Origin of the sequence: Salinicola sp. CPA57 (assembly GCF_003206035.1) — a bacterium.
In the GTDB taxonomy this organism is placed as follows: domain Bacteria; phylum Pseudomonadota; class Gammaproteobacteria; order Pseudomonadales; family Halomonadaceae; genus Salinicola; species Salinicola socius.
Genome location: NZ_PZJR01000003.1, coordinates 395,257 through 407,866, shown reverse-complemented (window position 1 = coordinate 407,866; position 12,610 = coordinate 395,257). Strand labels below are relative to the sequence as shown.

The 12,610-nt window shown below is 59.5% G+C and carries 12 protein-coding genes; 4 read left to right on the top strand and 8 right to left on the bottom strand.

Features of this window, described 5'->3' with window-relative positions:
• Positions 1 to 11: 11 nt before the first annotated feature.
• From DOM36_RS04200 to can, 4 genes are all read right to left on the bottom strand, one after another.
• The gene (locus DOM36_RS04200) at positions 12 to 971 is read right to left on the bottom strand and encodes an ABC transporter permease (RefSeq protein WP_075568725.1); all 960 of its coding nucleotides are present in this window, start codon (positions 969 to 971) and stop codon (positions 12 to 14) included.
• A complete protein-coding gene (locus DOM36_RS04195) occupies positions 968 to 2,014 on the bottom strand; it encodes an ABC transporter permease (RefSeq protein ID WP_110641475.1) in 1,047 nt (348 codons plus the stop codon). The genes DOM36_RS04200 and DOM36_RS04195 overlap by 4 nt, the downstream gene beginning before the upstream one ends.
• A complete protein-coding gene (locus DOM36_RS04190) occupies positions 2,011 to 3,603 on the bottom strand; it encodes an ABC transporter substrate-binding protein (protein WP_075568727.1) in 1,593 nt (530 codons plus the stop codon). The genes DOM36_RS04195 and DOM36_RS04190 overlap by 4 nt, the downstream gene beginning before the upstream one ends.
• A gap of 80 nt (positions 3,604 to 3,683) precedes the next feature.
• Positions 3,684 to 4,328 carry a carbonate dehydratase gene (gene can / locus DOM36_RS04185; RefSeq protein ID WP_075568728.1) on the bottom strand — a complete coding sequence of 215 codons (645 nt, stop codon included), beginning with the start codon at positions 4,326 to 4,328 and terminating at the stop codon, positions 3,684 to 3,686.
• Between the two features lie 214 nt (positions 4,329 to 4,542).
• On the opposite strand from can, the gene gorA reads away from it, so the two are divergent.
• The 4 genes from gorA to DOM36_RS04165 all read left to right on the top strand — a co-directional run bounded on the left by gorA (position 4,543) and on the right by DOM36_RS04165 (position 8,649).
• Positions 4,543 to 5,916, top strand: coding sequence for a glutathione-disulfide reductase (gorA, locus tag DOM36_RS04180; RefSeq protein ID WP_232823721.1), 1,374 nt, complete (start codon positions 4,543 to 4,545; stop codon positions 5,914 to 5,916).
• A 295-nt stretch (positions 5,917 to 6,211) separates the two neighbouring features.
• Entirely contained in the window at positions 6,212 to 6,799 is a 588-nt protein-coding gene (ectA, locus tag DOM36_RS04175) for a diaminobutyrate acetyltransferase (protein WP_075568730.1), read from the top strand.
• An 80-nt stretch (positions 6,800 to 6,879) separates the two neighbouring features.
• Positions 6,880 to 8,145: a diaminobutyrate--2-oxoglutarate transaminase gene (gene ectB / locus DOM36_RS04170; RefSeq protein ID WP_075568731.1), complete on the top strand. Its 1,266-nt coding sequence runs from the start codon at positions 6,880 to 6,882 to the stop codon at positions 8,143 to 8,145.
• 108 nt (positions 8,146 to 8,253) lie between these two features.
• Positions 8,254 to 8,649: an ectoine synthase gene (locus DOM36_RS04165; protein ID WP_075568732.1), complete on the top strand. Its 396-nt coding sequence runs from the start codon at positions 8,254 to 8,256 to the stop codon at positions 8,647 to 8,649.
• A 118-nt stretch (positions 8,650 to 8,767) separates the two neighbouring features.
• On the opposite strand, the gene cyoE is transcribed toward DOM36_RS04165, so the two are convergent.
• From cyoE to cyoB, 4 genes are read right to left on the bottom strand one after another with little or no spacing between them, the layout of a single operon-like run.
• Positions 8,768 to 9,661, bottom strand: a complete 894-nt coding sequence (cyoE, locus tag DOM36_RS04160) for a heme o synthase (protein ID WP_110641471.1) — start codon at positions 9,659 to 9,661, stop codon at positions 8,768 to 8,770.
• An 8-nt stretch (positions 9,662 to 9,669) separates the two neighbouring features.
• Positions 9,670 to 10,002, bottom strand: coding sequence for a cytochrome o ubiquinol oxidase subunit IV (cyoD, locus tag DOM36_RS04155; RefSeq protein WP_075568734.1), 333 nt, complete (start codon positions 10,000 to 10,002; stop codon positions 9,670 to 9,672).
• A gap of 1 nt (position 10,003) precedes the next feature.
• The gene (cyoC, locus tag DOM36_RS04150) at positions 10,004 to 10,621 is read right to left on the bottom strand and encodes a cytochrome o ubiquinol oxidase subunit III (protein WP_075568735.1); all 618 of its coding nucleotides are present in this window, start codon (positions 10,619 to 10,621) and stop codon (positions 10,004 to 10,006) included.
• Positions 10,622 to 10,623: 2 nt separating this feature from the next.
• Positions 10,624 to 12,606: a cytochrome o ubiquinol oxidase subunit I gene (cyoB, locus tag DOM36_RS04145; protein ID WP_075568736.1), complete on the bottom strand. Its 1,983-nt coding sequence runs from the start codon at positions 12,604 to 12,606 to the stop codon at positions 10,624 to 10,626.
• Between the last annotated feature and the right edge of the window lie 4 nt (positions 12,607 to 12,610).

Here is a 12,610-nt window from a genome sequence, read left to right as displayed (position 1 = left end):
GGGCTGGGCGGTTATCGCGAGTCTTCGTGCCGAGCCCGGTGGAGACGGGGGTTCAGCGTGTCGCGCAACCAATCCCCCAGCAGGTTGATGACCAGCACTAACGCTACCAGCAACAGGCCCGGCAACAATGTGATCCACCAGGAGCCGGACTGCAGATAATCGAACCCGGATTTGATCAGTGAGCCCAGTGACGGTTCGGTCTCCGGCATACCCAGGCCCAGAAACGACAGCGCCGCCTCGGCCATGATGGCATTGGCGATCTGGACGGTGGAGAGCACGAAGATCGGTGCCAGGGCATTGGGCAGGATGTGGCGCCACATGATGCGATAATTCGAAAAGCCCAGCACGCGAGCGGCATCGACATACTCCTTCTGCTTTTCCGCCAGCACGCTGGCCCTGACGGTACGGGCGTACTGAGGCCATTCGCTCAAGCCGATGATCAGGATCAGGATCGCGACGCCGTAGTCGCCATAGAACGCGCCGCCAAACGCGGCCTTGACCACCGCCCCGATGACGATCGCCATCATCAAGGTGGAGAACGACAGCTGGATATCGGCCATTCGCATCAGCAGAGTGTCGATCACTCCCCCGCGGTAGCCTGCGAGCAGACCCAGCGCCGTTCCCAGCAGCGATTGAACCAGCACCGCCCCGAAACCGATCGCAATCGACACCCGCGCGCCGTAAAGCATTGTCGAGAGCAGATCCCGCCCCTGCGCATCGGTCCCCAGCAGGTGAGCGGGGTCGCTTCCCGCTATCCACAGCGGCGGCAATTCGGAATCGAGCAGGCTGATCTGAGCAAGATCGTAGGGATTGCTCGGCGCAAGCCATGGCGTGAGCAAAAGGCTGGCCATCATCGCCACGAACAGCGTCATGCAGATCTGGGCCCGGCGATCTCGCTGCAGGCGGTAGAGGAAATAGGAGTCGCGAAAACGACGCCAGGTCGTTGGCGACGACGGATCCTGGATACTCATGCCACGCTCCGGGTCAATATCACTCGCGGATTCAGCAGCCGGTAAACCAGATCGACGAGAGTGTTGGTCACGACGAACATCAAACCGATCACCATCAGATAGGCCACGATCAGCGGCATATCGGCGCGTTCGATGGCATCCAGGAACATCAGCCCCGCGCCCGGCCACTGGAACACGGTCTCTGTCAGCAGGGTATAGGCCACCAGCGTGCCGATCTGGACCCCGCCCAGGGTCACTACCGGCAGCAACGTGTTCTTCAGCGCATGCAGAAAATAGATGCGCGACGGCCGCAGCCCCCTGGCCTTGGCGTATTTCACGTAGTCAGATTCCAATACATCCAGCATCTCTGCATGAATCAGACGCACGAACAGGGGCAGCATGACGAATGCCAGCGACAGGGCAGGAAGTAGCAGATAGACGAGACCCTGCAGCGAGGCGAAATTGGTATACCAGACGCCCCAGACATGAACCGGATTGCCACGCCCGTAGGCCGGCATTCCCCCTTCGATGGAGAGAAGCTGATTGAGCCAGTCTCCCCATTGGGTGTCCGCCGGGAACAGCGTCACCTGCACGCCGATCGAGAAGAGCTGAATCAATACCATGGCCGACAGAAATACCGGCACCGAGATGCCGAGCGCGGACAGCCCCATCAGTGCTTTCGACGGCCAGCTGCGTGGACGGATGGCGCAGAAGACACCTATCGGCACCGACAGCACGAGCGTGAGCAGCGCACTGGCCGCCACCAGCTCCAGGGTGGCGGGAAGATAGCGGGCGATCACGCTGAGCGCGGGTTCGTGGAAAAAGTAGGAGTTGCCGAAGTTCAGGCGCACGGCATTGCCCGCGAAATGCAGGTACTGAGCCCATAGCGGCTGATCCAGGCCAAGCGAGTGTCGCAACGTCGCTGATTCCGCTTCGGATGCCGTCGGCCCCAGCATCTGCTGCACGGGGTCCCCCAGCCCGCCTTGAATCGCAAAGCCGATCACGCTGATGACGAACATCACCGCGAGCGCCTGGCATAGCCGCCGAATCAGAAACATGATCATCGCGGGTGGACGACCACGTCGCCGAGGTAGGGCATGTTCATCACGTTCAACACTGGCGCAATCTCGACGCGATCGGCCGACGCCCAGGCAAGATTCTGCCAATACAGGGGAATGAACGGGGCATCGTCATGAATTGCCCGCTCTGCCTGTCTCAGCAGCCGGGCGCGAGCCTCCGGCTGCATGGTGAGGTTGGCACGGCGAACTAGCGCGTCGATCTGCGGATTGCAGTACTCGCTGGCGTTGTATCGGCCCGCGCCGGTAACGGGATCGGGACAGAAGGTCAGATATTCGAAGAAATTGGCGGAATCGCTGGTATCCGAATACCACCCCATCATCATCATGTCGGCCGCGCGCTCGTCGTACTCGGCCCAGTACTGATTCTTGGGTAGTGTCTCGAACTCGACAGTGACGTTGATCCTGGCCAGCATGGCGGCTACCGCCAATGCGACCTGCGCGGTCTGGGCATCGTTAACGTAGCGGTTGTTGGGCGCCATCAGGGTGACCGAAAAACCTTCGGCGTAGCCCGCTTCCTGCATCAGTTTCCTGGCCTTGGCGAGATCGTAGCGCGGCTCCAGCGCTGCGACATGGCCCGCATATCCCTCGGGCGACATCTGCCCGGCGGGCGTCGCGAAGCCTTTCAACAGGCGTTCGGCAATCGCGCTCTGATTGACCGCATAGGCGAACGCGCGGCGAACGCGGGGATCGCGAAATGCCGGCACCCGCTGCTCGTTGAGCTGCAGCATGGTGATACGCGTGCCGGGCATCGTGACCAGCTCGAAACCATCGGCATGACGCAATCGCTGCACCGCATTGAAGGGCACCGGCGAGATGAAGTCGACATCGCCGGCAAGCAGGGCAGCCACACGAGTGGCGTTTTCGGCGATTGGTGTCATCACCAGATGATCGACATTGCCCGGCGAATGCTGATCCCAGTAGTTCGGGAAACGGATGAACTCGGTTCGGGTGCCTGGCTGTCGTTTTACCACTTCGAAAGGTCCGGTACCCGACAGGTGGCTCGACGCGAACGAATTGCCGTTCTTGACGATCTCGCTTTTGTCGCGCCCGTCCGCTGACATCCCGGTATAGAACCGGCTGTCCATCGGGAAGATGTAGGTCGCGAGATTGAGCAGCAGCGGATAGGGCTGACGGGTCATGAGATCGACGGTGAAATCATCGACCGCCTCGATGCGCTCGACAGGGTCGAAAATGGCCTTGAAGTCGGGGCTTCGCTTGAGGCGTCGCACCGTCCAGACGACATCCGTGGCCGTGAAGGCGTTACCGCTGTGAAAAGTAACGCCATGACGCAGGTGCAGCCGCATGGTGGTGTCGTCGAGACGTTCCCAGCTCGTGGCGAGACGAGGTTCGAATTCGAGATCCCGGTTCCATCGAACCAGCGGATCGAAGGCTAGATGCGACAGCTGTAGCATGCCGATCGAGAGCTGCTCCTGGATGTCCAGCGACACAGGGGCGGTGTCGTATGCCACACGGAGCGTGATGCCCTTGTCGTCATCTGCCAGGGCCGTTGCCGCCATTGACGGCAGCAACTGGGCCCCGACCAGCAAGCCGAGCATGATCGTCTTGAGACGCATGAGAGTCCCGTCGTCGTTATTGGTGTTGTTATCGAGTATGGCGTTGCGTTGAACCGTTGCTCGGCTGGCCGGACTGGCAATCACTCCTGAGCGGAAAAAGTGGGCTGGATGCGGATGCTTCCCATCTGATCGGCACGCGACACCGTGCACCCCAGGTCGTTGACGCGGCCATCGGTCAGGCCGTAGACCCAACCATGAACCGACAGCGGCTGCTCGCGTTCCCAGGCGCGCTGGATGATCTTGGTGCGACACAGGTTGGCGACCTGCAGGCGAACGTTATGTTCGCACATGCGATCGATCTGTTCTTCCAGAGGGAGCGACTCGAGAGTCGGGCGATGCTGTTGGTAGAGCTCGCTGATGCTGTTGAGCCAGTAGTCGACGATACCGTGCTCGCCACCGGTGATCGCAGCCTTGACCCCGCCGCAGCCGTAGTGCCCGACGACCATGATGTGCTTGACCTTGAGCACGTCGACAGCAAACTGAACCACCGAAAGCGCATTCATGTCGTTGTGATAGATCAGATTGGCGACGTTACGATGGACGAAAACCTCGCCCGGCGGCAGATCGACGATCTGGTTGGCAGGAACGCGGCTGTCGGAGCAACCGATCCATAGATAGTCCGGGTTCTGCTGTTGCGAGAGCTGCGCAAAGAAGTGCGGATCGCGCTGCTGAACGCCATCGGCCCAACGCCGATTCTGTTCGAGAAGAGTCTGAATATCGCTCATGACGGTAACCTGAGGTACGGGGTTGGCGAACGTCGTGTTTCACGGTTAAGGCCATGATTCTAGGCTATTCGACGAAGTTTTCGAAGTGAGTTCGGCGATGTCGGTGTCGGCGCCCTTCACAAGGTATTTTTATATCGCCCCGATAGGGAGGGACTTTTCCGACACCGGACCGAGGCTGGTATCATCGCCGCATCATGTCTCAAGGAGTTTTACCGTGGCGAATTACGATTACGATCTCTTCGTGATAGGAGCCGGTTCGGGTGGTGTGCGCGCCGCGCGCACGGCCGCGGCAACGAGTGCGAAAGTGGCGGTTGCCGAAGATCGCTACCTGGGCGGCACCTGCGTCAATGTCGGCTGCGTGCCGAAGAAACTCTACTCCTACGCGGCGCATTTTCATGATGCGTTCGAGGACAGCCACGGGTTCGGGTGGACGATTCCGCAAGCGCCTAGCTTCGACTGGGCGACACTGCGCGACAACAAGATCGAAGAGATCAAGCGCCTCAACGGCATTTACAGCCGCCTGCTGGAAGGCGCCGGCGTCACGCTGATCAACGGCCGTGCCAAGGTCATCGACTCCAATGCGGTCGAGATCAACGGCGAGCGCATCACTGCCGAGAAGATACTGGTCGCCGTTGGCGGCTGGCCCTGGACGCCGGAGTTCGAAGGTAGCGAGCTTACCGTCAATTCCAATCAGGTCTTCGATCTCGATAGCTTCCCCAACCGTTTTCTGGTGCTGGGCGGTGGTTACATTGCCGTGGAATTCGCCAGTATCTTCAAGGGTCTGGGTGCCGATACACATCTGATCTACCGGGGCGAACTGTTTCTGCGCGGATTCGATCAGGAAGTTCGTGAATTCACGCGTGACGAGATGGCCAAGAAGGGCGTCAATCTGCATTTCGAGACCAATATCGAGCGTATCCGCAAGGTCGAAGGCGGGCTCGAAGTGACGTTGACCAATGGCGAGCAGCTCGAGGTGGACGCCGTGCTCTCCGCCACCGGACGACGCCCGCACCTGGAAGGTCTCGGGCTGGACGCCCTGGGTGTCGAGCTCGATACCGATGGCACGCTCAAGGTCAACGAGCGCTACGAGTCTTCCGTACCGTCGATCCTGGCGCTGGGCGATGTCACCGGGGGCCCGGAACTGACGCCTGTCGCTCTGGCGGAAGCAATGCATCTGGTTCAGCACCATTTTCCCAAAGACCCAGGCGACAAGCCCCCGGCGCCACTCGACTACCAGAACATCGCCACGGCCGTGTTCTGCCATCCCAACATCGGGACCGTCGGTCTGTCCGAAGAGGAGGCGCGTGAGCGGTTGGGGGCGGTTCGCATCTACAGCGCGGACTTCCGACCGATGAAGCACACCCTGTCCGGCAGTGACGAACGTTGCCTGATGAAACTGGTGGTCGATGATGCCAGCGACCGCGTGGTCGGGGCTCATATGGTCGGCGACGAAGCGGGAGAGACCATTCAGGGAATCGCGATCGCCGTGCGGGCCCGACTGACCAAGACCGACTTCGACGTCACGGTGGGGATCCACCCGACGGCGGCGGAAGAGTTCGTGACCATGCGCAGCCTGACTCGCCGCTGATCGTCGCCTATCGGCCTCGCAGGACAATGGCCGCCCGAGAGGGCGGTGATTGTCGCTGGGAACCCGACCGTCTCCGCTCTGGATATCCTCGTTCCTGTTCGTTCCCCGCCTCATCGATAGTCATCTTTTCCAACCTGTCGCTGACCTTGATCTACACTCACGATGTTCGGGTTCCCGCCGGGCGCCCGGATATAAATATTCATTATTGAATTGATGTAGTGAAATAACCTGCCGTTTGAAGCTTGGGTGCCTCGCTGTTATCCTTGATCCCAAATTCGCCATAGCGACAATGACGATGACCAACCCCAATCCGGCATTCACGCCGTCGGCAGACTTGGCCAGACCCACCGTGGCTGACGCCGTCGTTGGCAAACCCGGTATGCCGCTCTTCATACGTAAGCCCACCACGGAAGACGGGTGGGGGATCTACGAACTGGTCAAGGCCTGCCCGCCGCTCGACGTCAATTCCGGCTATGCCTATCTGCTGCTGGCAACGCAGTTTCGCGACAGCTGTGCCGTGGCGACGACGGAAGACGGCGAGATCGTCGGATTCGTCTCCGGCTACGTCAAGGCCGCGGCACCGGATATCTACTTCCTGTGGCAAGTGGCAGTCGGCGAGAAGGCTCGCGGTACCGGCCTGGCCCGACGCCTGGTAGAAGCCGTGCTGACGCGCCCGGAACTGGCCGGCCTGAACCATCTGGAGACCACCATCACTCCGGACAACCAGGCGTCCTGGGGCCTGTTCAAGCGTCTTGCGGATCGATGGCGAGCGCCGCTCATCAGCCGCGAATACTTTTCGACCGATCAACTGGGCGGGGAACACGATCCGGAGAATCTCGTCCGGATTGGTCCCTTCGATCCCCAGCGTATCCAAGGCGGGTGAAGGCTGCGTCATCGTGCACGCCTGTTTCAGGCGGCTTCATCCCCGTTCCCGCACATTCACGCTCCCATCAAGGAGGTTGCATGCAGACCCAGATTCTCGAACGCATGGAGTCCGAAGTCCGGACGTATTCTCGTTCCTTTCCGATCGTCTTCACCAAGGCACTGGGCGCACGCCTGACCGCCGAAGACGGCCGCGAGTACATCGATTTTCTCGCCGGTGCCGGCACGCTCAACTACGGGCACAATCATCCGAAGTTGCAGGAAGCGTTGGTCGAGTACATCACGTCCAATGGCATCGTTCATGGACTGGACATGTGGACCGCCGCCAAGCGCGAGTACCTCGAGACACTCGAAGAGGTGATCTTCAAGCCGCGTGGCCTGGACTACAAGGTTCACCTGCCCGGGCCGACCGGGACCAATGCCGTCGAAGCGGCCATTCGTCTGGCTCGCGTTGCCAAGGGTCGTCACAACATCGTCACGTTCACCAATGGTTTCCATGGCGTCACCATGGGGGCCTTGGCCACGACCGGCAATCGCAAGTTCCGCGAAGCGACCGGGGGCATTCCTACCCAGGGCGCGAGCTTCCTGCCTTTCGATGGTTATCTTGGCGAAGACACCGATACGCTCGACTATTTCGAAAAGCTGCTGGGTGACAAGTCCGGCGGGCTGGATGTTCCGGCTGGCGTGATCGTCGAGACCGTGCAGGGCGAAGGTGGCATCAACCCCGCCGGTCTGGACTGGCTGAAGCGTCTGGAGCGCATCTGCCGCGCGCATGACATCCTGCTGATCATCGATGATATCCAGGCAGGCTGCGGCCGTACCGGCAAGTTCTTCAGCTTCGAGCATGCCGGCATCGTGCCCGACATCATCACCAACTCGAAATCGCTCTCCGCCTACGGCCTGCCGTTTGCCCACGTGCTGATGCGCCCCGAGCTGGATAAATGGAAGCCGGGCCAGTACAACGGCACGTTCCGCGGTTTCAACATGGCCTTCGTGACCGCCGCAGCCGCGCTCAGACACTTCTGGAGCGACGACACCTTCGAACGCGATATCCAGCGTAAAGGCCGCATCGTCGAAGAGCGGTTTGCCAGGATTGCCGCATCGTTGACCGAAATGGGTTACCCCGCGAGCGAGCGAGGACGCGGCTTGATGCGCGGTATCGACGTGCGCGACGGTGGCGTGGCCGACAAGATCACCGCGAAGGCCTTCGAAAACGGCTTGATCATCGAAACCGCAGGCCAGGATGGCCAGGTCGTGAAATGCTTGTGCCCGTTGATCATCAGCGATGAAGACCTTCTCGAAGGCCTGGATATTCTGGAGCGCAGTGTTCAGGAAGCGCTGGGCTGAATCGGAAACCGGCGCTGGAAAGGTGGCCCTGCCCGGGCCACTTTTTTCGCCCTTCAGCTCATCTCTGATGTTCCCCTTAACGTAGTCACCCACCAGGAGTTGTAATCGATGATCGTACGTAATCTTGATGAATGCCGGAAAACCGACCGTTTCGTCAAAGCCGAAAACGGCAACTGGGATAGCACCCGTTTGATGCTGGCCGAAGACAACTGTGGTTTCTCGTTCAACATCACACGTATTCATCCGGGTACGGAAACCCATATTCACTACAAGAACCATATCGAAGCGGTGTTCTGCTACGAGGGTGAAGGGGAAGTGGAAACCATCGCCGATGGCAAGATCCACACCATCAAGGCCGGCGACATGTACCTGCTTGACCAGCACGACGAACACTGGCTGCGTGGCAAGGAGAAGGGCATGACCGTTGCCTGCGTCTTCAGCCCGGCCTTGACCGGTCGTGAAGTGCATCGTGAAGATGGCTCCTACGCGCCGGCGGACGACTGAGGTCCAGGCGCCTCCAGCGTCAGCTCTCGACCTCCAGCGTCAGCTCTCGATGAGCGCGATACAAAAAAAAGACCGCCTCGGCGGTCTTTTTTATTGAACAACGTCTACCCGACACCATTCACCGCAAGGCGAACGACAGCAACGATTCAGTCATCGGCATGCGGCTATCCACCGACATCATCACGCTCAGAGCGGTCACCACCATGATCGAGATGCCAAAGACCTTGCGAGCCCAGGCTCGATCATCGGTGGTCCGATAGCCCTTGAGCGTCACGCTGAGCCAATAGACGCCGACCGCGATGGCGACGATCGCATAGGCCCAGCCGGTATAGCCGGCGACGGAAAGCATGACCGAGGCGATCACGAACAACGCGGTATAGATCACGATGTGTCGTTTGGCCACGGCGACGCCGCATTTTACCGGCAGAACCGGGATGGACGCCGATGCGTAATCGTCGTATCGAAAGATGGCGATCGCGTAGGAATGCGGCATCTGCCACATGCTGAAAATGATCAGCAGCAGAAGGGCACCCAGATCGAACTGTCCCGTTACTGCACAGTAGCCGATCACCGGTGGCGAGGCGCCGGACAGACTGCCGATCAGCGTGCTGTATACCGAGTGGCGTTTGAGATAGAGGCTATAGGCACCGACGTAGATGGCGAAACCGAATGCCGCGAACCCCGTCGCCAGCGGCGTCGTCATCCCTGCCAGCAGGCCGAAGCCGGCGATACCCAACGCGCAAGCCAGCAGCAGGGCAATCGGAATCGAAATCTCGCCGGTCACCATGGCCCGGGACTGCGTCCGCGCCATATGACCGTCGATATCGCGGTCGATCACGTTATTGAAAACGCAACCCGACGCCACGACCAGCGAGGTGCCGAGTACCGCTGCCAGGAACAACCAGGGCTCGAAACGGCCACCGGCGGCCAGGAAATAGCCGCCGATGACTGTGACGAGATTGCCGAAGATGATACCGGGCTTGGTCAGCGCCAGATAAGGCTTCAAGGCCATCTGCGGGCTTAACCCAGCATCATGTTGACGTGAATGTTGTGCATGATCCATAGCGAACCACCAATGATCAGCACCAGGATACCGCCGGTGAAGACGAAGGAAATCACGTTCCAGCCACCCTCGGACTTGGTATTCAGGTGCATGAAGAGAATCAGCTGCACGAGCACCTGAAGCACGGCGGTCACGACGACCGTGATCATCATGGCCGGGATACCGAAACTGCCGGTCATGACCACGCCGAAGGAGATCAGCGTGAGCACGATCGAGAGAATCAGACCGATGATATAGGACTTGTAGCTGCCGTGACTGGCGCCGTCATGCGAAGTGTGAATATCGCTCATGTCACATGGCTCCTAGCAGATAGACAAAGGAGAAGACGCAAATCCAGACGATGTCCAGGAAGTGCCAGAACAGACTGAGACAGAGCATCCGCGGCTTGGTCACGCTGTCCAGTCCACGCTTGGATATCTGGAAGAACATGATCGCGATCCAGATCAACCCGAACGTCACGTGCAGGCCGTGTGTCCCGACCAGCGTGAAGAACGCCGACAGGAATGCGCTGCGATCCGGACCGGCGCCTTCGGCGATCAGGTGATGGAACTCGTAGATTTCCATCGACACGAAGCCTGCGCCCAGCAGGAAGGTGACGGCCAGCCATTTCAGCACGGCCCCGCGGTCACCGGCATTCTGAGCCAGAACCGCGAGTCCGAAAGTGAAACTGCTGATCAGCAGCAGAAACGTCTCGACCAGCACGAACGGCAGTTCGAAAATTTCCTGCGAGGTCGGGCCGCCGGCTGTCGCCGTCGAAAGAACACCGAACGTCGCGAACAGGGTGCCGAAGATCACAAGGTCGCTCATCAGGTAAATCCAGAACCCGAAGACCTTCATTGCACCCGCGTCGTGGTGCTCATGCCCGTCGTGGGCATGAGCGTCATGTTGCTTGATTGTGTCGGTTGCCATGATTAAGCCTGCATCTCCAACCGTTTGTGGTATTCACGTTCGGTCTGTTCGACCTCGGCGGCGCTGACGTGGTAGTCGGTATCGTCGTTGAAGATACGGAACATGAACGTCACGAACATGCCAATGGCGCCCAGACCCACCAGCCACCAGATGTGCCAGATCAGAGCGAAACCGAAGAACAGGGCAAACAGCGACAGGATCGGGCCCTCGGCCGTGTTCTTGGGCATGTGAATGTCCTCGAACTCGGTCGCCAGCTCCCGCTTGAAGCCGCCGGGCTGCTGCTTCATTTCCCAGAAGGGATCGATCGATTCGACGCTGGGAAGATAAGCGAAGTTGTATTTCGCGGGCGGTGATGCAGCGGCCCATTCCAGCGTACGGCCATCCCACGGATCGCCGGTCAGATCGCGATTCTTCTCGCGGTCGCGAATACTCACGACGATCTGGATGACGATACAGGCGATGCCCATGGCAATGATGACGGCACCGACCCAGGCCACGATCATCAACGGCTGCCATTCGGTCTGTTCGTAGGACTGCATGCGACGCATGGCACCGAAGAAACTCAGCGCATAGAGCGGCATGAACGCCACGTAGAAGCCGATCAGCCAGCACCAGAAGGAGCGCTTGCCCCATTTTTCGCTCAGCGTGAAACCGAACGCTTTCGGGAACCAGTAGGTGAGACCGGCCATCATGCCGAACACCACACCGCCAATGATGACGTTATGGAAGTGGGCAATGACGAACAGGCTGTTGTGCAGCACGAAGTTGGCACCCGGTACGGCCAGCATGACACCGGTCATTCCACCCAGCGTAAAGGTGATGATGAAACCGATGGTCCAGAGCACAGGCGTGGTGAACTGGATACGACCGCGATACATCGTGAACAGCCAGTTGAAGATCTTCACCCCGGTCGGGATGGCGATGATCATCGTCATGATGCCGAAGAAGGCGTTGACGTTGGCACCTGCACCCATGGTGAAGAAGTGGTGCAGCCATACGATGAACGACAGTACGGTGATGGCAGCGGTGGCCCAGACCATCGTCTTGTAGCCAAACAGACGCTTCTTGGTGAAGGTCGCGATGACCTCGGAGAAGACACCGAATGCCGGCAGGATCAGAATGTAGACCTCAGGATGGCCCCAGGCCCAAATGAGGTTGACGTACATCATCTGGCTGCCGCCCATGTCATTCGTGAAGAAGTGCATGCCCAGATAACGATCCAGCGTCAGCAGGGCGACGGTCACGGTCAGAATCGGGAACGACAGAATGATCAGGACGTTGGTGCAAAGCGCAGTCCAGGTGAAGATCGGCATGCGGAACAGGGTCATGCCCTTGGTGCGCATCTTCAGGATGGTGACGAAGAAGTTGATCCCCGTCAGCGTCGTGCCGATCCCCGATAACTGTAACGCCCATATCCAGTAATCGACCCCGACATCCGGACTGTACTGCAACTCCGATAGCGGCGCGTAGGCCAACCAGCCGGTCTTGGCGAACTCACCAACGACGAGTGAAACGTTGACCAGAATCATGCCCACCGCGAACAGCCAGAAGCTCAGGTTGTTCATGAACGGGAAGGCCACGTCGCGGGCACCGATCTGTAGCGGCACCACCAGGTTCATCAGACCGATGACCATGGGCATGGCGACGAAGAAAATCATGATCACACCGTGAGCGGTGAAGATCTGATCGTAGTGGTGGGGTGGCAGAAAGCCTTCCGACCCGCCCGCTGCAATGGCCTGCTGGGTACGCATCATGATGGCATCGGCGAAACCGCGGATGAGCATGACAAGCGCGACCAGGAAATACATCACACCGATCTTCTTATGATCGATGGAAGTTACCCACTCGGTCCAGAGGTAGCCCCATTTGCGATAATAGGTAATCAGACCGACGACCAGCGCACCGATGATCCCGATGGCCGCCGCAGTGACCATGATGATCGGCTCGTGGAATGGAATCGAATCTAAGCTGAGTTTTCCAAACATGACG

Excerpts from the sequence above, each read along its gene's own strand:
- DOM36_RS04200 (WP_075568725.1), bottom strand. The coding sequence starts at position 971 with ATGAGTATCCAGGATCCGTCGTCGCCAACGACCTGGCGTCGTTTTCGC.
- DOM36_RS04195 (WP_110641475.1), bottom strand. The coding sequence starts at position 2,014 with ATGATCATGTTTCTGATTCGGCGGCTATGCCAGGCGCTCGCGGTGATG.
- DOM36_RS04190 (WP_075568727.1), bottom strand. The coding sequence starts at position 3,603 with ATGCGTCTCAAGACGATCATGCTCGGCTTGCTGGTCGGGGCCCAGTTG.
- can (WP_075568728.1), bottom strand. The coding sequence starts at position 4,328 with ATGAGCGATATTCAGACTCTTCTCGAACAGAATCGGCGTTGGGCCGAT.
- ectA (WP_075568730.1), top strand. The coding sequence starts at position 6,212 with ATGACCAACCCCAATCCGGCATTCACGCCGTCGGCAGACTTGGCCAGA.
- ectB (WP_075568731.1), top strand. The coding sequence starts at position 6,880 with ATGCAGACCCAGATTCTCGAACGCATGGAGTCCGAAGTCCGGACGTAT.
- DOM36_RS04165 (WP_075568732.1), top strand. The coding sequence starts at position 8,254 with ATGATCGTACGTAATCTTGATGAATGCCGGAAAACCGACCGTTTCGTC.
- cyoE (WP_110641471.1), bottom strand. The coding sequence starts at position 9,661 with ATGGCCTTGAAGCCTTATCTGGCGCTGACCAAGCCCGGTATCATCTTC.
- cyoD (WP_075568734.1), bottom strand. The coding sequence starts at position 10,002 with ATGAGCGATATTCACACTTCGCATGACGGCGCCAGTCACGGCAGCTAC.
- cyoC (WP_075568735.1), bottom strand. The coding sequence starts at position 10,621 with ATGGCAACCGACACAATCAAGCAACATGACGCTCATGCCCACGACGGG.
- cyoB (WP_075568736.1), bottom strand. The coding sequence starts at position 12,606 with ATGTTTGGAAAACTCAGCTTAGATTCGATTCCATTCCACGAGCCGATC.